The organism is Natronococcus sp. A-GB1 (genome assembly GCF_029688845.1).
Classification (GTDB): Archaea; Halobacteriota; Halobacteria; order Halobacteriales; family Natrialbaceae; genus Natronococcus.
The window spans coordinates 388,384-406,721 of record NZ_JARUKW010000001.1 but is presented as its reverse complement, the minus strand read 5'-3'; the positions used below and the strand labels follow the sequence as shown (position 1 = coordinate 406,721).

22 protein-coding genes and 1 pseudogene are annotated in these 18,338 nt (G+C 66.1%); 9 read left to right on the top strand and 14 right to left on the bottom strand.

Annotated features, from left to right (window positions below; translation table 11 throughout):
* Positions 1-21 precede the first annotated feature (21 nt).
* Together QA600_RS02105 and QA600_RS02100 are read right to left on the bottom strand one after the other, a co-directional pair.
* Positions 22-204 carry a hypothetical protein gene (locus QA600_RS02105; protein WP_278290306.1) on the bottom strand — a complete coding sequence of 61 codons (183 nt, stop codon included), beginning with the start codon at positions 202-204 and terminating at the stop codon, positions 22-24.
* A 71-nt stretch (positions 205-275) separates the two neighbouring features.
* A pseudogene (locus QA600_RS02100) lies at positions 276-437 on the bottom strand (DUF2267 domain-containing protein); the annotation flags it as partial.
* Between the two features lie 147 nt (positions 438-584).
* On the opposite strand from QA600_RS02100, the gene QA600_RS02095 reads away from it, so the two are divergent.
* Positions 585-1,907, top strand: a complete 1,323-nt coding sequence (locus tag QA600_RS02095; protein WP_278290414.1) for an acetamidase/formamidase family protein — start codon at positions 585-587, stop codon at positions 1,905-1,907.
* A 65-nt stretch (positions 1,908-1,972) separates the two neighbouring features.
* On the opposite strand, the gene QA600_RS02090 is transcribed toward QA600_RS02095, so the two are convergent.
* Positions 1,973-2,215: a hypothetical protein gene (locus QA600_RS02090; RefSeq protein WP_278290305.1), complete on the bottom strand. Its 243-nt coding sequence runs from the start codon at positions 2,213-2,215 to the stop codon at positions 1,973-1,975.
* 141 nt (positions 2,216-2,356) lie between these two features.
* Here QA600_RS02090 and QA600_RS02085 point away from each other — a divergent pair, with 141 nt between their 5' ends.
* Positions 2,357-3,430: an ATP-binding protein gene (locus QA600_RS02085; RefSeq protein ID WP_278290304.1), complete on the top strand. Its 1,074-nt coding sequence runs from the start codon at positions 2,357-2,359 to the stop codon at positions 3,428-3,430.
* Between the two features lie 873 nt (positions 3,431-4,303).
* On the opposite strand, the gene QA600_RS02080 is transcribed toward QA600_RS02085, so the two are convergent.
* Positions 4,304-5,323 (bottom strand): phosphoribosylaminoimidazolesuccinocarboxamide synthase, encoded by a 1,020-nt coding sequence (locus QA600_RS02080; RefSeq protein WP_278290303.1) that lies wholly within the window; start codon positions 5,321-5,323, stop codon positions 4,304-4,306.
* Between the two features lie 273 nt (positions 5,324-5,596).
* On the opposite strand from QA600_RS02080, the gene cofH reads away from it, so the two are divergent.
* Positions 5,597-6,970: a 7,8-didemethyl-8-hydroxy-5-deazariboflavin synthase subunit CofH gene (cofH, locus tag QA600_RS02075; RefSeq protein ID WP_278290302.1), complete on the top strand. Its 1,374-nt coding sequence runs from the start codon at positions 5,597-5,599 to the stop codon at positions 6,968-6,970.
* A gap of 42 nt (positions 6,971-7,012) precedes the next feature.
* Positions 7,013-7,297, top strand: coding sequence for a hypothetical protein (locus tag QA600_RS02070; RefSeq protein ID WP_278290301.1), 285 nt, complete (start codon positions 7,013-7,015; stop codon positions 7,295-7,297).
* 76 nt (positions 7,298-7,373) lie between these two features.
* Here QA600_RS02070 and QA600_RS02065 read toward each other — a convergent pair whose 3' ends face one another.
* The 6 genes from QA600_RS02065 to QA600_RS02040 form a co-directional block, all read right to left on the bottom strand.
* Complete coding sequence (locus tag QA600_RS02065) at positions 7,374-7,616, bottom strand: hypothetical protein (protein WP_278290300.1); 243 nt, start codon at positions 7,614-7,616, stop codon at positions 7,374-7,376.
* Positions 7,617-7,704: 88 nt separating this feature from the next.
* Positions 7,705-9,099, bottom strand: a complete 1,395-nt coding sequence (locus QA600_RS02060) for an HD domain-containing protein (RefSeq protein WP_278290299.1) — start codon at positions 9,097-9,099, stop codon at positions 7,705-7,707.
* Between the two features lie 139 nt (positions 9,100-9,238).
* A complete protein-coding gene (cofG, locus tag QA600_RS02055; protein ID WP_278290298.1) occupies positions 9,239-10,411 on the bottom strand; it encodes a 7,8-didemethyl-8-hydroxy-5-deazariboflavin synthase subunit CofG in 1,173 nt (390 codons plus the stop codon).
* Positions 10,412-10,512: 101 nt separating this feature from the next.
* Positions 10,513-11,160 (bottom strand): 2-phospho-L-lactate guanylyltransferase, encoded by a 648-nt coding sequence (gene cofC, locus QA600_RS02050; protein WP_345782001.1) that lies wholly within the window; start codon positions 11,158-11,160, stop codon positions 10,513-10,515.
* Positions 11,161-11,202: 42 nt separating this feature from the next.
* A complete protein-coding gene (locus tag QA600_RS02045) occupies positions 11,203-12,375 on the bottom strand; it encodes a tubulin/FtsZ family protein (RefSeq protein WP_278290297.1) in 1,173 nt (390 codons plus the stop codon).
* Between the two features lie 114 nt (positions 12,376-12,489).
* Positions 12,490-13,395: a complex I NDUFA9 subunit family protein gene (locus QA600_RS02040; RefSeq protein WP_278290296.1), complete on the bottom strand. Its 906-nt coding sequence runs from the start codon at positions 13,393-13,395 to the stop codon at positions 12,490-12,492.
* A 104-nt stretch (positions 13,396-13,499) separates the two neighbouring features.
* Here QA600_RS02040 and tmk point away from each other — a divergent pair, with 104 nt between their 5' ends.
* Complete coding sequence (gene tmk, locus QA600_RS02035) at positions 13,500-14,108, top strand: dTMP kinase (RefSeq protein WP_005554160.1); 609 nt, start codon at positions 13,500-13,502, stop codon at positions 14,106-14,108.
* A 38-nt stretch (positions 14,109-14,146) separates the two neighbouring features.
* Positions 14,147-15,193 carry a thiamine pyrophosphate-dependent dehydrogenase E1 component subunit alpha gene (locus QA600_RS02030; protein ID WP_278290295.1) on the top strand — a complete coding sequence of 349 codons (1,047 nt, stop codon included), beginning with the start codon at positions 14,147-14,149 and terminating at the stop codon, positions 15,191-15,193.
* A gap of 6 nt (positions 15,194-15,199) precedes the next feature.
* Here the strand turns inward: QA600_RS02030 and QA600_RS02025 are convergent, their stop codons facing one another.
* Both QA600_RS02025 and QA600_RS02020 read right to left on the bottom strand, forming a co-directional pair.
* The gene (locus tag QA600_RS02025; protein ID WP_278290294.1) at positions 15,200-15,571 is read right to left on the bottom strand and encodes a hypothetical protein; all 372 of its coding nucleotides are present in this window, start codon (positions 15,569-15,571) and stop codon (positions 15,200-15,202) included.
* A 154-nt stretch (positions 15,572-15,725) separates the two neighbouring features.
* Positions 15,726-15,956, bottom strand: a complete 231-nt coding sequence (locus tag QA600_RS02020) for an Lrp/AsnC family transcriptional regulator (RefSeq protein WP_005554165.1) — start codon at positions 15,954-15,956, stop codon at positions 15,726-15,728.
* Between the two features lie 112 nt (positions 15,957-16,068).
* Between QA600_RS02020 and QA600_RS02015 the strand changes: the two genes are divergently transcribed.
* Complete coding sequence (locus tag QA600_RS02015; protein ID WP_278290292.1) at positions 16,069-16,770, top strand: TrkA family potassium uptake protein; 702 nt, start codon at positions 16,069-16,071, stop codon at positions 16,768-16,770.
* Complete coding sequence (locus tag QA600_RS02010; RefSeq protein WP_278290291.1) at positions 16,770-17,000, top strand: Lrp/AsnC ligand binding domain-containing protein; 231 nt, start codon at positions 16,770-16,772, stop codon at positions 16,998-17,000. The genes QA600_RS02015 and QA600_RS02010 overlap by 1 nt, the downstream gene beginning before the upstream one ends.
* 27 nt (positions 17,001-17,027) lie before the next feature.
* Here QA600_RS02010 and QA600_RS02005 read toward each other — a convergent pair whose 3' ends face one another.
* Positions 17,028-17,558 (bottom strand): DUF5813 family protein, encoded by a 531-nt coding sequence (locus tag QA600_RS02005; RefSeq protein WP_278290290.1) that lies wholly within the window; start codon positions 17,556-17,558, stop codon positions 17,028-17,030.
* 135 nt (positions 17,559-17,693) lie between these two features.
* On the opposite strand from QA600_RS02005, the gene QA600_RS02000 reads away from it, so the two are divergent.
* Positions 17,694-17,870, top strand: coding sequence for a hypothetical protein (locus QA600_RS02000; RefSeq protein WP_005554178.1), 177 nt, complete (start codon positions 17,694-17,696; stop codon positions 17,868-17,870).
* On the opposite strand, the gene QA600_RS01995 is transcribed toward QA600_RS02000, so the two are convergent.
* A complete protein-coding gene (locus tag QA600_RS01995; protein WP_005554179.1) occupies positions 17,848-18,237 on the bottom strand; it encodes a hypothetical protein in 390 nt (129 codons plus the stop codon). The genes QA600_RS02000 and QA600_RS01995 overlap by 23 nt on opposite strands.
* Between the last annotated feature and the right edge of the window lie 101 nt (positions 18,238-18,338).

The window sequence follows — 18,338 nt, the reverse complement described above, 5'->3', positions numbered from 1 at the left end:
GCGATCGGTGTGCAAACCGTTTCAGTTGTTACTATAACGGGACGTCGAATCGTCCCAGGACTCGCGACAGTCGACGCTACAGAACTCGTAGTGGACGGCTTCGCCGTTCTCGACGACGCTCACGACCCGACGCTCGCCATTTTGTGTCACCGGTTTCTCGCAGGCCTGACACGCCGGTGTGTCCTCGTCGCTCGAACCAGTCATCGATCCTCAAAATAGGATGCAGCTACTTGAACGATCCTGTTGCGGCGGTATCGGCCGGCCGATACGAGGACTCAGACGTCTTCAGGGTCGACCGCCACGCCCTCGAACAGCGGGTGGAGATCGCCGTCGAGCTGGGCCTTCAGGTCCTGGAGTTCACCCTGCGTGAGCGTGGCCGCAATCGCGTCGGTAACCCCGTCGGCGAACTGTTCGGCGTCGTCGCCTTCGATCTCGGTCCCTTGGAGGTGGTCACCGACGCGATCGACGAACGCCTCGCGATCGTAGCCGGCGCCGTCAAGATCGGCGTTCTCGAGCGAGCGAAATCGGCTGACGTCCGTGTTACTGAATCGTTTATCACGGTCCGGGTGATACTCTCACGCACAATGGCACAGCGAGAGGTTCAACAGGAGCTGTCGGTCGACCAGTACACGCTCGGACTCGTCGGCCCCGACCAGGAGTGGGCGGGAACGGTGGCCGACGGCGGGACGATCGAGACCTACACCCCGCCGGGCTGCTGGGGGCCGATGATCACTCCCGAGTTCCGGGGCGGCCACGAGGTAACGAGGCCGATTCGGGTCGAGAACGCCGAGGTCGGCGACGCCGTGGCGCTGACGATCCGGGACGTCGAGGTGACGAGCCTCGCGACGAGCACGGGGTCGATGCGCGAGCGAACGGAGGCGTTCGGCGACGACCCGTTTGTCGACCACCGCTGTCCCGACTGCGGCACCGAGTGGCCCGAGTCGATCGTCGAGGGCACCGGCGAGGAGGCGATCCGCTGTGCGGAGTGTGGCGCCAACGCCTCCTCGTTTGGTTTCGAGTACGGCTACACCGTCGTCTTCGACGAGGATCACACGGTAGGAATCACGGTCGACGAGGACGCCGCACACGACCTCGCCGAGGACGCCACGGAGCTGATGGACATCCCCGAAAACTCCCGCCAGCACCCGATCCTGCTGTACGCACCCTCCGAGATGCCCGGCACGCTCGGTCGGCTGCGCCCCTTCGTCGGCAATATCGGGACCACACCGTCCGTGGAGCTGCCCGACTCCCACAACGCTGGCGACTTCGGTCAGTTCCTCCTCGAAACCGACCACGACTGGGGACTCGAGAGCGAGGCCGAACTCGAGGCCCGCACCGACGGCCACATGGACATCCCCGAGGTCCGTGCGGGCGCGACGCTGATCTGTCCCGTCAAGGTCGACGGCGCGGGCGTCTACGTCGGGGACCTCCACGCCAACCAGGGCGACGGCGAGCTCTCCCTGCACACGACCGACGTCAGCGGCAGGGTGCGGATGGACGTCGGGGTGATCAAGGGTCTCGAGATCGACGGGCCGATCCTCCTGCCCAACGAGGAGGATCTGCCGTTTATCAGCAAACCGTACAGCGACGACGAACTCGAGACCGGGCGCGCGCTCGCCGACGAACACGGCGTCGACCTGCTCGAGGAGATGGGGCCCATTCAGGTCGTCGGAACGGGCGCGACGATCAACGACGCGACGGAGAACGCCTTCGATCGGGCCGGCAAGCTACTCGAGATGAGCGAGGGCGAGGTACGCTCGCGGTGTACGTTCACCGGCGGCGTCCAGATCGGCCGGCTGCCGGGCGTGGTCCAGCTCGACATGCTCGCGCCGATGGACGTCCTCGAGGACCGGGGGATCGAACACCTCGTTCGAGAACAGTACGGCGAAGGTGAACGAGAGGCCTGACTCCGGCCGACGTAACGCTCGGATTCGCAGGGGGAAAACAGCCGACTCCGCCCGTCCGGCGCGTCTCAGTCGGCTTCGTTCGGCTCGATGGTCGCGCGCTCGTCGGTCGCACGGTCGTCGCTCGCGGCCGTGCCGAGCCGTGCGCTTCGGTCCTCCGAAACCAGCGGTGCAACGGCCAGCAACAGCATCGCGAACATAAACACCGCCAGCATCGAGAGAACGACCGTCGTAACGCTGAACGGGACAATACCCGCGAAGATACCGGACGTAACACCCGCAAGGATTCCACCGGGAGTGACGGGACTCATCGCTTTCGGCCGTTCCTTTCGTATCGGCTCACATGAGTGTTACTTTTTCGTGGTCGACTTCGTGGAACCGCCATCCCCCTCCGTCGGGTGGGTCAACGGGACGACCGAACGGCATTTACAGCAGCAGCCGGACCTGTTCGTATGGAGATACCCGAGGGGCTGGGGTCACACGTCCTCGATACGCTCGCGCCGAACATCGCAGTGCTGGACGATGAGGGCGCGATTCTGGGGACGAACGAGGCCTGGAAGTCCTTCGCCGAGGAGAACGAACTCCAGCCGCTGGTCGACAGCGTCGGCGTCAACTACGTCGAGGTCTGCGAGGACAGCGACAGCCCGTACGCCGAGCAGGCGGTCGAGGGCGTTCGGGCCGTCCTTGAGGGCGAACAGGAGACGTTTACCCTCGAGTACCCCTGCCACTCGCCGGACTCGCAGCAGTGGTTCCAGCTGACCGTCGAACGGACGCGCTACGAGGACGAGCTGTACGCGATCGTCTCCCACTGGAACATCACCGACCGTAAGCTGAGCGAACGGCGGGTCGAGGAGTCCAACGAACGCCTCCAGCAGTTCGCTTACGCCGTTTCCCACGACCTCCAGGAACCCCTGCGAATGATCACGAGCTACCTCGGCCTGATCGAGCGTCGCTACGAGGACGAGCTCGACGAGGACGGCCGGGAGTTCATCGAGTTCGCCGTCGACGGCGCCGAACGAATGCGGGACATGATCGAGGGGCTGCTCGAGTACTCCCGCGTCGAGACCCGCGGGGACCCGTTCGAGCCCGTCGACCTCGAGAACGTTCTCGAGGAGGTCAGCACGGACCTCCAGATGGCCGTCGACGACGATGACGGCGAGCTGACGATCGGGTCGCTACCGATGGTCGAGGGCGATCGCAGCCAGCTCCGGCGGCTGTTTCAGAACCTGCTCGAGAACGCGATCACGTACTCGGGCGAGGATCCGCCACGGGTTCACGTGGAGGCCGAGGAGAGCGACGGCGAGTGGATCGTCGCGGTCAGCGACGACGGGATCGGGATCGCTCCCGGTGATCAGGATCGGATCTTCGACGTCTTCGATCGACTCCACAGCCGCGAGGAGTACGAGGGAACGGGGATCGGCCTCGCGCTGTGTGAGCGGATCGCCGAGCGCCACGGCGGGAGCATCGAGGTCGACTCCGAGCCCGGCGAGGGGTCGACGTTCTTCGTGACGCTGCCTGCTCCCTGAGACGGTTCGAGCGTCCTCGAAGTCCGTCACAGACGACGTTTCCGCGCGGAAGACGTTCGACCTCGTTTTTCACCCGAGTCCTCACACAATATCTATTATCGGACGAACAGTACGGCGCCGTATGCCCGACGGGGAGAGTGGACGAAGGATGGCCGTCTGCACCTCCTGCGAATCCGCTTACGCCGCCGAAGTATGGCCGGACGGAACGATCAAACCGATCGGAACGAAGGGGAGCTGTCGCTGTGGATCGACGGAGTTTCGAATGGCCGAATACTCGTCGGACGTCGTCCCGGAGCCGGAAGAGCCGACTGACGCTGCCGACCCGTAGTCCGCTCATGAGGTTGGTCGGACTCGAGCGGCAGTACGTCGAGCGCCCGGCTCGGTGACGACGCGGAGGGTGTAACGCTCGTTCCGGACCGTCTCGAGCGCGCCCGTTCCGAACGGTCCGGCCGACTCCGGACTCGGTGTGTGAAACGAAACATTGTCCGGAGGGGGCACCGTCCGCCGCCTCCAGAACCCCCCACCCCATTGTGTCCAGTGTCTCGGAGACTGAGTGTGGGATGAGGTTGTCGACGCTTGTCGACCAAAACTTGTAATTAGTATCTTTCCGGACGATAGCAAAAAAAGAGGGAGCGACAGGTCCGTTCGAGGAGAGATCGGGGTAGATGGATTGTCATAGAGATAATCGACAGTGCAATCACAGTACGTGTCGCGGTTGTATCCGTACACTGTTCCAGGGACCGCATACGGAGATGACCACATGCAAGACGACCGAAGACACTGGACACACTGGGGGGAGGGGGGTCGAACCGTTCGTCTCTGGTGTCGGACCGTCGCCCGTCCGTCAAAAATCGACTCGAGAGAGCGCCCGAACTACAGCCCCTGAACGGAGCCAATGGCACTCGAGAGCGGCGGGGCGTCGAAGACGTCCAGTCCGGTGTAGGTGTTGGTGCCGGCACAGTACATGTTTCGGGCCGTCTCGAGCACGCGGTCGTCGAGCGGTTTCGGCTCGACGTCACAGAGGGACCGCCAGTCGGCGATATCCTCCTGTTTAGCCTGTGCCTTCGCGGCCTCGACGGCCTGGACCCACTCGGGCTGGGTTCGCTTGTGGTACTGGCGCAGCACCTCCTTCGAGAGCTGGGTCGCCCCGTAGCTGAAACGGTTCTCGTCGAACGTGCCGACGACGTCCGCGACCCCGACGTCGCCCTTGTAGTAGAGACACTCGATCTTGCCGTCCTGATGGACCAGCTCGGTTTCGGCGGCCTGTTCGGTGATGACCCGGTTGACCTCGAGTGCGAGCGACTCGAGCTCGTCGAGGTCGGCCTTCCCGGCGATCTCGTCGGCCTCCGCACGGTCGAGTTGGCGATCGGTCTCCTCGTACTTCGTCGTGAACTCGACGACCGGCTCCGGGAGGTCGACGGGTTCGTCAGGCCAGGAGTCAAACTCGAGCCCGTGGTCAGCTGGCTCGGTGCGCCGGCGCAGGCTCGATCCGATCGGGACCCGGTTTCGGAAGACGATCTCGAGGGGGATCAGGAAGTTCTCCCCCGCGGCCTCGTGGTAGCTGTCGTAGTCGTACTCCAGGCCCTCGTTGGGCAGCTTCGGCGTCTGGGTGAGGTCGATCGCCATCTGCCAGGGCGGGCGCGAGGCCTCCTCGAGCGAGCGGACCTCGCCGTTCTCGACGACGCCGCGGTAGTGGGTCGGCACGCCGGCCTCCTCGAGGAGCTCGAAATTAAAGGCGCCCATCGTACAGAGGCTCGCGCCCTTATCGGGGATCTGGTCGGGCATCTTCCCCCAGTCGAACACGGAGTAGTCGTCGGTGAAGACGAACGAGCCCGCACCGAGGCTGTCGGCGGTGGCCTCCTCCTCGATGTGGAACTCCTTGACGCTCGTCATCCGAGACACCTCTGGGCAGCCGGGCGGCCGCGGTTCATATGTCAGATGCGGAGGCCGGGCGGTAAGAAGGTTTCAGTATCGGCGCGGACGGCTCCCACTGCGGCTCCAGAGTGACTAACTATTGACAACATACGCCAGACCGGCATCCCTCCGGACTCTCGGTGCGTGAACGGGACGAACCCGACCGCTCGCAGCCGCCGAGAGACCGGGACTCGCACGAACTGAACGACCGATCCACCACCCTTTTCTCGCTGTACTGGTATTGATACGCCGATGGAGCGACCGGTGACCGAGGCAGATCTCGAGTTCGATCACGTTCCCGACACCGACCAGTCCTTCGAGAACGCGCTCGCGAAGGCCCGGGACGGCGACCGGCTGACCGTCGACGACGCGATCGAACTGCTGACGACGGGGACCGATATCGAGGGGATCGACCGCCGACGCAAGGAGCGCGTACTCGAGGCCGCCGACCGACGCCGAGCCAACGTCGTCGGCGAGGAGGTCACCTTCGTCGCGAACCTGAACAACAACGTCACCACCGCCTGCAACGTCGGCTGTCTGTTCTGTAACTTCAAGGACGCCGCTCACACCTTCGAGAGCGAGTACGAGGCCGAGATGGCCGGGTTTACGAAGACGCCCGCCGACTCCCGCGAAACCGTCGCCGATGCGGTCGACCGGGGGATCTACGAGGTCACGTCGGTGTCGGGGCTCCACCCCGCGTTCGCCCTCGACGACGAGCACCTCGAGATTCTTCGCAGTCATCCGACTCCGAAGGAAGTCAACTTCAAACCGCCCGGAACCTACGAAACCGATCCCGGCACCTACGCCGCACAACTGGAAGCGATGAGCGTCGACGGGGTTCACGTCCACTCGATGACTCCCGAGGAGGCCTACCACGCCTGCCGAGGGACCGACTGGTCCTACGAGGAGGTCTACCGCAGATTACAGGACGCAGGACTAGACACCGTTCCAGGAACGGCAGCCGAGATACTCGTCGACGAGATCCGAGAGGTGATCTGTCCCGGCAAGATCGGCACCGACGGCTGGCTCGAGGCGATGGAGGCCGCCGCGGACGTCGGGCTCGGGCTCACCGCGACGATCATGTACGGCCACGTCGAGAACGAGGCCCACCACGCGATACATCTGAAACGAGTCCGTGACCTCCAGGAGCGCGTCGACGGCGCGATCACGGAGTTCGTCCCCCTCTCCTTTGTCCATCAGAACACGCCGCTGTTCGAACACGACGTCGTCTCGAGCGGTCCGAGCGACGACGAGGACGAGCTACTGATCGCCGTCTCGCGACTGTTCCTCGACAACGTCGATCACATCCAGTCCTCGTGGGTGAAGTACGGCGACGAGCAGGGGCTGAAGATGCTCTCCTGTGGCGCCGACGACTTCATGGGGACGATCCTCTCCGAAGAGATCACCAAGCGCGCGGGCGGCGAGTACGGCGAGTTCCGCTCCTTTTCGGACTACGTCGAACTAATCGAGTCGATCGGCCGCGTTCCAGTCGAGCGGTCGACCGACTACGAGAAACGGCGCGTGATCGATCCCGATGAGCCGCCGTTCGGCCCCGAGCTCGGCCCGAAGGCCGACGGGACGCCGCTGCTCGAGCGCGACGAGCGGACGGTTCCGGCCGACGACTGATCCCGACGCAGCTTTTTGCCGACGCCGCGCGTACCGGCGCCTATGAACCACCTCCTCGAGATCGACGACCGCAGCTGGCGGCTGCCGAACCACGCCCATCTCGTCGTCTACGAGCGCGAGGGAAGCGAGCGCGGTCTGCTCACGATCTACGACTGCGGGGCGACCCAGGGACCCCCGAAGGCGCAGTTGCTGGGAACCCTCGAGTCGGTCGACGTCGATGCCGTTATCGAGCCGAATCCAACCGGGCGCACCGTGAGTCTTCGCGAGGCGGCGACGCTCGAGCGAGCGGATGATGACCGGTACCGGATCGTCTATAGTAACAACTGAAACTGTTTGCACACCGATCGCACAGCCATCGTGCGATCGGGTGCGCACTGACGTTCAGTGGCTACTATAACTCCACTCACTTCGCGCCGCGGGCGAGTCCAGGTTCGTCGTCCTCGCGTTCTGTGAGTTCGACGGTCGGCTCCTCGCTCACCGAGCGGGCGACCGCGAGCGCGAGCGCGGCGATAGCCAGCAGGCCGATGGCGCCGCCACCGACGGAGACGATCGACAGCCCGCCGAGGAAGAGGCTGCCGACGAGGATCGCTGCACCCAGGACGAGCCCGGCAACCGGAACGCCGAACGCAATGGTATCACTGTGCATACGATTCCTACGGCTCGAACCAGAATATACGTCGTTGCCGCTTCACTGGTAGGTCCGGACAACAGGATAGTTTTGGCGTCTCGAGGGATCAGCTCCCACCCTCGCGTCCGCCGCCGTGTTCCGCGTAGAACCGATCGACGAGCCACTCCGTGGCGTTCGTCTTGTGCCCGTCGGGAACGTAGACGAACGGGATCGGCGCGTCGAACGCCCGCTCGCCGTACAGCCCCCAGTCGCCCGCCGAGCGAGTCGTCCCGCCGTAGGCGATCGGGATCTCCTTTAGCTCCGCAGGCTCGTACTCCGGGACGTACGAGCGCTCGATCCAGACCTCGTGAGCGGGCAAGTCGAACCGCTCGGCGAGCGCTGCCTCCAGCCGAGCGTCGTTCGAGACGAGCCACTGGCCGAAGGCGTCGAGGTCGGCGTCGATGCGGTCGGCGTAGGCAATGCGGTGTTTCCAGCAGGTCTTCGGGAACCGTCGCCGCCGAAAGCGCTCGTGGAGCGCCGCGAGCGTCGTTTCGGGGTTGTCGCGGGCGGCGACCCGGAGTCGCTCCATCACCGTGTTGTCGTCGACGTACCCCTCGAGAATCCCCTCGAGCGTCACCGGCGGTTCGCCCGTTACAGCCGCAAGCTCCTCGACGAGCTCCCGCAAGAGGATGTTCGCGTACACCGACTTGTGGTGCTGGGTCACCCACATGTACAGCGCAATCCGGCCCTCGAGGTAGTTGCCGAGCGTCGACAGGGCCTTCTCGGAGAGCGCCAGCCCCTCCTCGGGGTGGGCGGTGTAGGAATCGACCATCCGATCGGTGTCGAAGCTCAGGACGTCCGCACCCGTCATCTGGTTGTCCCGCGTGATGTAGTCCAGTCGGTCGACGTCGATCGGCGAGTGGAGCAGCTGGGCGCCGAGTCCGTGCTGCCAGGGACCGCCGCGCTCGTAGACGAGGCTGTAGCCCAGCACGTACGCACAGACCTCGAACGGGTCGACCCCCATCGCCTCCAGGTCCTCCTGGAACTCCCGAAGGACGATCAGACAGCCGAGCAGTTCGTGGTCGTTCGCTGTCCGGAGCGGCGCCCCGTCGACGCCGGCGTCGCGAAACGCCGCGCGCAGTCCGCGGTCGGCGAGGCGCTCGCGAATCTCGCCCGTGTCCAGAAACGGCTCGCAGATGTGGGAAAACGGCGGATGACCGACGTCGTGGAGCAGACAGGCACACTCGAGGGTCCGCTGAATCTCGTCGAGGGTGGACTCGGGCGTGTCGCGCACGAAGTAGGGCTCCTCGCGCAGGTTCTCGAACACCGTCCGACCGAGGTGATAGACTCCCAGACTGTGCTCGAAGCGCGTGTGGTTCGCGCCCGGGTAGACGAGGTTCGTCGCCGACAGCTGTCGGACGTACCGGAGCCGCTGGAACGCCGCCCGGTCGACGACGCGCTCGACCAGCGGTTCCGGCAGCTCGATGTACCCGTGTACCGGGTCCTTGATCTGGGTAACCATCGGGTGTGAGAGAACGCACCCGCCGCGGTCTTACGCTTTCGGTTCCCGCTCGCTTCGCGTGAGCGGCGTTGTCCGAGGGGCGCTCCTCGAGACCGTCGCGAGCCCGCCGACCGAGGAGCGATCTACCGAGCGCGCCGGGTTAGCAGCGGTTCACGAGGCTCTCGCCCTCGAGGACGGCCCGGTACCGATCGCCAGCCGCGTCGTCGGCCTCGAGTGCGTCCCGGATCCGCGACGGGATCCACTCGCGCTCGTCGTCGCGGGCGTCAGTTCCTGCGGCCGCGACGCCGTCGAACGCCGCCGTTCGCAGATCGCTCGGAAGGAACCGCTCGTAGACCGGCAGTCGCTCGCCCAGGGGCACGCCAGCTTCGTCGGCGATCGCCTCGAGCTCCCGCAGCGCGGGCCACTTGTACTCGGGATTGATGTGGTCGTCGGTGATCGGCGAGACCCCGCCCAGGTCGTCGACGCCGCAGTCGACCAGATCGCGGGCCGGTGCTAGGTTCGGCGGCACCTGCACCGAGATCTCCTCGGGCAGGGCGACGCGGGCCATCGCCGTCACTCGACGCATCGTCTCGAGTCCGGGGCTCCCGTCGGACCACCGCTCGTTCTCGGCGACGGGCTGGACAATCACCTCCTGGACGTGATCGTAGCGTTCGTGCAGCTCCCGGATGGCGAGCAGGCTCTCGGCGCGATCGTGCCAGTCCTCGCCGATCCCGACGAGGATTCCCGTGGTGAAGGCGACGTCGAGTTTTCCCGCGTTTTCGATCGTCCGCAGGCGCTGGCCCGGCTCCTTCCGGCGGGGGCCCGCGTGGGCGCCGACCTCGGCCGTCGTCTCGAGCATCACGCCCATGCTGGCGTTGACGTCCGCCACCGTCTCCATTTGCTCGAGGGTCTGGTCGCCGGGGTTCGAGTGGGGGAGCAACCCCGCTTCGAGGGCGACCTCACAGGCCGCCCGCAGATAGTCGTGGATCGAGTCGTACCCCCACTCCTCGAGTTGCGCGTGGATCTCGGTGTACCGGTCGTCGGGGTCGTCGCCGAACGTAAACAGCGCCTCCGTGCAGCCGGCGTCGGCGCCGCGCTCGCAGATCCCCCGGACCTCCTCGAGCGAGAGCAGCGAGGCCTCACCGGGTGGATCGAAGTACGTACAGTAGGTACAGGTGTACCGGCAGGCGGTCGTCAGCGGGACGAAGACGTTCCGGGCGAAGTGGAGTTCCGGCGGCGCGCCGACGTCCTCGGGGGTGACCTCGAGCAGCCGCTCGACGGCCGCGTCGTCGATCTCGAGGGCGACGCCGTACTCGCTCGCGCCGGGAATCATTGCCTCGAAGTGTCGTCGCCGGGACCATAAGGGCTTCTCGTTGGGTCGGGGCCGATCCCGGCCCGTGAGGACGGTGCGGTTCGGCCCGTCTTCGGCGGGACTCAGCTCGAGGTCGCGTTTCCAACCCGGACGACTCCGACCCGCCCGTCGTCGGCCTCGAGTTCGAACCCCCGCTCTCGGAGGGCTGCGGGCGCGTGGTCAGTGCCGTGGACCAGCACCTCGACGAGGTCGGTCGGTTCGTCGATGTCGGTCGAGAGCCGGAACGAGTCGACGACCGCGAGGTCGGCACCGACCTCCGCGGCGATCTCGCGGTGGTCGAGGAAGGAGCCGCCATGGTAGTCCACCCGAAACTCGGGGTGGTCCACGACGAGGGCGTTGGTCCCTGCGCCGCGGCCGGGCGCGACGACGACGTCGCCCTCGGCGGCGAAAAGGCGCTCGAGGGCGTCGGGCGTCGCCAGCGCGAGGTCGGCCATCACGACGGCGACAGGGTCGTCCTCGGAACGCTCCGGTAGCCGGGCGTCGACCGCTGGCGTCAGCGGACGGTCGTCGACGACTACCGGTGCCGGGATCGGCTCCTCGAGCTCGAGTGGTGCCGTCGAGAGCACCGTCGGCTCGTAGCCGACGGCGTGGATCGCGGCCAGCACGTCGCGCAACATCGCCCGCGCGAACGCCGCCCGCTCGTCGGCCGAGAGCACCGGCTCGAGGCGCGTTTTCGGAGCGTCGGCCGCAAACGGAACGAGGACCCGCATTCGGCTACCGTTGCCGGCACGCGGGCAAAAACGCGTCGGAGCTCAGAAGAGGGGTTCGAGCTCGTCGGCCTCGTCGACGACGAGGCTCTCGAGGTTCTGCTCGCGCTCGGCCTCGATGTCGTCGATCCGGTCCTGGGCCTCGATCGCAACTTCTTGGAGGCGCTTGATTCGCGGGACGTTCGTCACGCCCGACAGCAGGACGACGGCGTCGACCTCGGGTTCCTGGCGCGGGTAGTCGCCGCCGCGGACCTCCATCGAGCCGGTCTCGTCCTCGAGCCAGGTCCGGCCCCGCTCGATCCCCTTGCGGTTGAGATACGACGACGGGCCGGCCAGCACCAGCAGCGCGCGCTCGGTACCGTCGACCTCGCAGGGAAGGGTGAGCCGCCCGAGGGTGGCCTTTCGGACGAGGCTCGTGATTCGGTTGGTCGTCTCGGCGGTGTCGAGTTCGGCGCCCTCGTCACCGCCCGTAAACCGCGAGAGCAGCCCGCCCGACTCGAGTTCGACGTCCTCGCTGGCGAAGCCGATCGTCGAGACGCCCCCGCCTGCGAGGGTGTTGATGATCTCCGAGGAGTCGACGACGCTCTCGGCGACGTCTTCGCCCTCGCGGATCTCGCCGGCGCCGAAGAGAATAGCGAGCCGGCGAACGATCTCGCCGTTGATCTGGTCGTAGCTCCCCTCGACGGACTCGCCGGTCTGACGCCAGGAGTCGTTGTCGAAGACGAGCAGGTTGTCCGTCTCGCGGACGAACGTCTGGAACGATCGGGCCGCGTTGAGCGTGTAGATCCCGCCCTCGTCGGCGCCCGGCAACACGCCGAGCCCGTAAACCGGGATCGTGTAGATCCGCTTGAGGTGGTCGGCCAGCACCGGCGCGCCGCCGGAGCCGGTCCCGCCGCCCATTCCAGCGACGATCAGGAAGGCGTCGACCTCGTGGGTCGGGATCGAGTCGACGGCGTGTTGGATTTCGTCGACGTTGTTCTCGGCGATCTCGGCGCCGAGCTCGTTGTCGGCGCCCACGCCGTGGCCGTTGACCTCGGCCTGCCCGATGAGCACGCGGTTCTCCTCGGGGATCCGCTCGAGACCCATCAGATCCGCCTTCGCGGAGTTGACGGCGACGGCCGCCCGAACGATCCCGCTGCCGGTTCGATCGTCGTGCTCGAGGAAGCGATCGACGATCTTGCCGCCGGCCTGTCCGAATCCGATCATCGCCAGTTTCATGCGTATCAGAGGTCTCCGTTGTCTGACCGAGTGCTATCGCGGGCATAAGTTTTGTGTCAAAAGAGAATTTCAGCTTATACTACAACTGTGGCCGCGGTCCGCCACCGAGGACCGTCAGTCGGCGGTCGGCGCCTCGACCTCGAGTCCGAGATGTTCCTTGAGCGTCGTCAGCTCCTCGAGGTCGAACCCGAAAGCGGTGACGTCGTTGTCGGCGAGGGTGTTGTCCATCTCGAGCGAGCGGGCCTGGTCCGGGCCGAAGGGGATGAACGGAACCGGCTTCGCGGCCGTCAGCCCGAGTTTCGTCAGCTCCATCGGGATCGGCACGATGGTGACGGACTTGCCCTCGGCCGCGTAGGCCAGTTCGGTGACGTCGGCCAGCGTCGCGACCTGGGGTCCCGCGAATTCGTAGGTCTCGCCGACGTGGGCGTCGTCCTCGAGGATGTCGGCAAGCATCGGAACGAGGTCGCCGACCCAGATCGGCTGGAACCGCGTCTTCCCGCCCCCGGGAAGTCCCGTGACGTGGGGCGTCGTCAGCTGCTTGGTGAACCCGACGAACTCCCCGCCGTCGCCGAAAACGACGGAGGGTCGGACGATCGTCCACTCGAGGTCCGAACCGGTGACGACGGACTCGGCCCGACCCTTCGATCGGATGTAGTCGGTCGCCCCGTCGGGGTCGGCCCCGAGCGCGCTCATCTGGACGAACCGGTCGACGCCCCGTTCCTCACAGGCCCGGACGAGATTTTTCGTACCGCCGAGGTGGACCTCCTGGTGGCTGGTTCCCTCGGGGGGTTCGTACAGCGGCGACAGCGAGACGAGGTTGACGACGGCGTCGTGGCCCTCGACTTCCTCGACGATCGAGTCGTAGGCGCTGGCGTCGCCCATGGCGCGGTCGATCTCCGGGGGGAGGTCGGCATCGTCGGGGCTCCGGGAGAGTGCGGTCACGTCGTGACCCCGCTCGTGTAGTTCCGTACAGAGATGCGTCCCGATGAAGCCGGTGCCACCGGCGACGAGAACGTTCATACCTGCACTAGGTCCCTGGACGGACAAATAGGGGACGGCATCATTGTAAGGGTCGGCCGAGCGATGGCGATGCCGTCTTGTATCCGCCCGAGCGACGTGGGAGTATGCTCGTGACGCTCGAGGGACTGGACGGGAGCGGGAAGACGACGGTCTGGGAGGCCCTGCGGGACGTCTACCCCGACGCGACGTTTACGACCGAGCCTACCTCGGGAGAGACGGGGTCGTGGTACGGCGAGGCCGTCTATCGCTCGATCGCCGACGACGACGCCGACCCGCTGGCCGAACTCTTCCTGTATACGGCGGACCACGCCGATCACCTCACGCGGGTGATCGAGCCCGCTCTCGAGCGCGGCGACCTCGTGATCTCCGATCGCTACTCCGACTCCCGCTACGCCTACCAGGGGGCGACCCTCGAGGCGGACGGCCGGATCACCCGCCCGCTCGAGTACGTCGTCGGGATCCACAGCGCGTTCTCGATCGAGCCCGACCTGACGATCTACCTCGATCTCGACCCCGAGACTGCCGCTGCTCGTGCGGGGACGACGAACAAGTTCGAACGCGTCGAGTATCTCTCGAACGTGCGGGACAACTACGAGCGGTTGATCGAGCGGGATCCGGCCCGGTTCGTGCGGGTCGACGCCACCCAGCCGCCGGAGGTCGTTCTCGAGCGCGTCGAGAACGTGCTGGCGAGCGCGCTCGCGGACACGGAGTAACCGGAATTACTTTCAGCCATCTCCGCCAGGCTGGTGGCATGCACCGAGTCATCGGCGAGACCGCCCTCGAGGACAGTCGCGTCTCCGTCGAGGAGGCCCTCGATATCTACCGCGACATGGTGCGAGCGCGCCGGTTCGACGAGCGCGCGCTCGCCCTGCAGCGCCGGGGCTGGATGAGCGGCTACCCGCCATTCAGGGGCCAGGAGGGATCTCAGGTCGGGGCCGCACACGCCCTGGCGGAGACTGACTGGCTCGTACCGACCTATCGTTCGAACGCGATGCAGCTCGCTCACGGCGTTCCGATGAGCGACATCCTGCTGTTCCGTCGGGGGTTCCCCGAGTACGCCTCCGATCACGATCTGAACGTCTTCCCACAGGCGGTGCCGATCGCGACCCAGATCCCCCACGCCGCGGGGTTGGGAATGGCCGCGAACTACGGCGACTCCGAGGAGGCGATCTGCTGTTACCTCGGCGACGGCGCGACGAGCGAGGGCGACTTCCACGAGGGGCTGAACTTCGCGGGCGTCTTCGACACGCCCGTCGTCTTCTTCTGCGAGAACAACGGCTGGGCGATCTCGACGCCTCGCGAGCGCCAGACCGCGAGCGACACCATCGCGCGCAAGGCAGAGGCCTACGGTTTCGACGGCGTTCGCGTCGACGGCAACGATCCGCTGGCGGTGCGGGAACTGACCGAGGCCGCCCTCGAGCGCGCCCGCGAGGAAAACCCCGTCCTGCTCGAGAGTTTGACCTACCGCCAGGGCGCCCACACGACGAGCGACGACCCCTCACGCTACCGCGACGGGAGCGAGGAACTCCCGGAGTGGCGCACCGCCGATCCCCTCGATCGCTACGAGGCCTACCTTCGCGAGGAGGGAGTCCTCGACGACGCGTTCGTCGAAGAGGTCGAGGACGAAACCGAAGCAGAGCTCGAGGACGCCGTCGAGACCGCCGAATCGAGGCCCGCGCCCGAACCCGGGGAGGTGTTCGAGCCGGTGTACGCGGAGTCGACGCCGCGGCTCGACGAACAGCGGGCGTGGCTCGAGGGCTTCGCCGCCCGCGAGGATCCGCGGGAGCTCGAGCGTTGATGCGGCTCAGTCCCGGGGCGGGTCGTCGTTCTGATGGTCGCGACCGTAGTCGGTCAGCGAGTCCCAGCCGAGGCGCTCGCCGAGATCGGTGATCGCCTCCGAGAGCGTCCCCTCGTCCCCGAACTCGATGTCGACCTCGTCGCCGGGTCGCGGCGTGATCCCGCCGTCCTCGTTCACGTCGCCGTGGTACAGCAGGCCAGATTCGGCGCTGTGAAAGACGGGCGTTCCGGGGTTTGCCATTCCGATCAGCTGGAAGTCGTCGTCGGATTCGGAGTCGAGGTTCTCGGATGCGGGGCCGGGGTCGTCGTCCAGATCCGTCTCTCCGGGCCACTCGATTTCGGGCGGATCGTCGGTACGCTCCGGCTGGTCGTCTGCCATGCCGACCCGTACTCCACTCCACCGCAAAACGTCGAGGCCTCAGAGCGCAGGCTCGAGCGAACGCGTCACCGGTGGCCCGAGACGACTCCGATCTCGGCGCGCTCGCGACCCGGACGGGGGCGGGCCTTCGACCAGTGTGCGATAAAAAGAGGCGTCAGTCCATCGCGATGTACGTCTTCGTGTCGGTCACGCCCTCGAGTCCCTGAATGTCGGTCGAGACGGCCTTGAGGATCTCGTACACCTCCTCGGTGGTGACCTCGACGATGATGTCGTAGTTGCCCGCGACGATGTGGGCCTCGGCGACCGACCCGAGCCCCCTGATCGACTCGAGCAGCCCCTCGGACTTTCCGGCGGCCGTCTTCACCATGATGAAGGCGTGAACCATTCTCGCTGGTGTGGTACATCGTGGCATGACTAAAGCCTTTTGTCGGCTTCCGGCCGAGTGGTATGGGTCACCAGGGCAAACTTATTGGCGGGGGCGGGCGTACCCTCCGTTCATGCGGTTCGTGATCATCGGCGCCGGACGAGTCGGCCTGCGCACAGCGCGTGTCTTACGCGAGGAGGGACACGAGGTGACCGTCATCGAGCGCGAAGAGTCGAAGGTACGGCGTGCCCGAAACCAGGAGTTCACCGTCGTGGAAGGCGACGGGTCCCAGGAGACGATCCTCGAGGAGGCCGGCCTCGCCGAAGCCGACGCGCTGGGGGCGCTGACCGGTGACATGAACGTCAACTTCACCGCCTGTATGATAGCCAAACACCACGGCTGCCGGACGGTCATGCGCATCGACGAGGCCTACCGCGAGGGGATCTACCGCAAGTACGCCGAGGAGGTCGACGAGATCATCTACCCCGAACGGCTGGGTGCGATCGGTGCGAAAAACGCCCTGCTCGGGGGGACGATCCGCGCGATCGCCGACATCGCACAGAACCTCCAGATCGTCGAACTTACCTTTACCGACGAGGCGCCGATCAACGGCTACTCGATCAGCGAACTCGAGTTGCCGGCCGACGCGACCGTCATCGCGTTCGGCAAGCGCGACCGTCCCCTGGAGATCCCCTCCGAGGACGAATCGCTCGAGACCGGCGACCGGATCGTCGTGCTAGCGGACTACGAGGTGTTGAACTCGGTCAGACAGCTGATCGTCGGCGAGTCGGCGACTCGCGCGGCGGCGAACGCGGGCGCGGGAGGTGTCAACTGATGGTTACAGCGTACGTCATGATCAAGGCGAACACGGGCGAGGCGGATCGACTCAGAGAGAGCGTCGAATCGATCGACGGCGTCGAAGCGGCACACATCGTTGCCGGCGACGTCGACATCATCGCGAAGGCGGCCGTCGACACTCCCGCCGCGGTCAAGAAGATCGCGGCAACGGAGATCCAGGGGATCAACGGCGTCGAGGACACACAGACCTACATCGCGATGGACTGAGCGACGATCCCGTCCGGCGACTCGCGTTTACATCGGCATTCCGCCACTCTCGCCGTCTCCCTCGGCCGCCTCCTGACCGCGACTCTGGGCGCTTTCGAGCAGCGTCGCGGCGGGCCCGCGGTAGACGTAGCCGGGGATCAGCCCCTGGGCGTAGGTGCCCTCGACGTACTCGATCAGCGCCTTGGCGTCCTCGACGCCTTCGCGGGCGTCCCAAGCGACGAACTCGAGAGTAACCCGCACGGTCTCGCCGTCGCGCTCGACGGTCGGCTCCTCGTGGGTGCTCGTCCGGGCGACGGTGAAGGTGTCCTCGAGGCGGCGCTCGAGGGTCTCGAACCAGCCGTCTTCGACGACCGGCGCGACGGTCTCGTCGCCGACCGCGGCGTCGAGCGTCGGCAAGTGGACGATCACCCGAAAGCGGCCGTCGCGCTTGCCGTCCGCCTCGGTCGCGTCTACCGTCGTCTCGAACACCGTCGTCGTCAGCTCGTAGCCGTCCTCGAGCGCGTCGAAGGCGTCGTGACTCTCGAGTTCGCGCTCGACGGGCTGGGGAAGTTCGCTCATTATCCTCGTAAACGGGCCTGAGTCGAAAGGATGTTGCGTTTCTCGCGGATTCGGCGACCCGTTTCGCGACGAAGTCCGGTGTTTCCCGGAAAACGGCCCGCATTACTATCCCCGACTCGCTCGTCGTAGCTCGGCATGAGTCTCGATAGACACGCCGCGGATCGACGACGGTTCGCTCGACTGCTCGGTCTCGACGAGCGCGACGGCCTCGGTCTGCCGATCGGTCTCGATCGGTCCGTCGGCGACGAGCCCACGGATCCGACGCGGGCCGACGAGTCCGAACCTGACCCTACTGGATCGCGCGATCGCTGAGAACCGTCTCGACCGCGGTTGCGACCTCCTCGAAGTCCTTGATCGTGAGCCCATCGGTGGTGACGAACACGCCCTCCCTGTCGCTCGTGACCCGGATCAGAAAGCCGTTGTCGAACACGCGGATCGTGTAGTTGTAATCACCGAGCTCGGACTGCTGGTAGGCCGTCTGGGCCGTTTTGAATCCGCGCCACTCGTGACCGATGAACGTCGAGAGGTCGGCGTCGCGCTCGAGATCCTCCCGGAGGTACAGCTGCTCGTAGTCGTCCCGCGTGAAGTAGGTGACCGAGCGGAGACTGTCGCCGATCGCCGTTCTGCAGGTCGTTTCGATCTGGTCCGCGATCTCCGCGTTGAGGAGCCCCGTTGCCATATCCGAGCAGTGAACGTCCGATACCTTAACCCCGGGGGCTGGTGACAGGATCCGGAGAGGTGATCCGGGACCGCGCCCGGAGCGGCTGTAAGCAGTGGTTT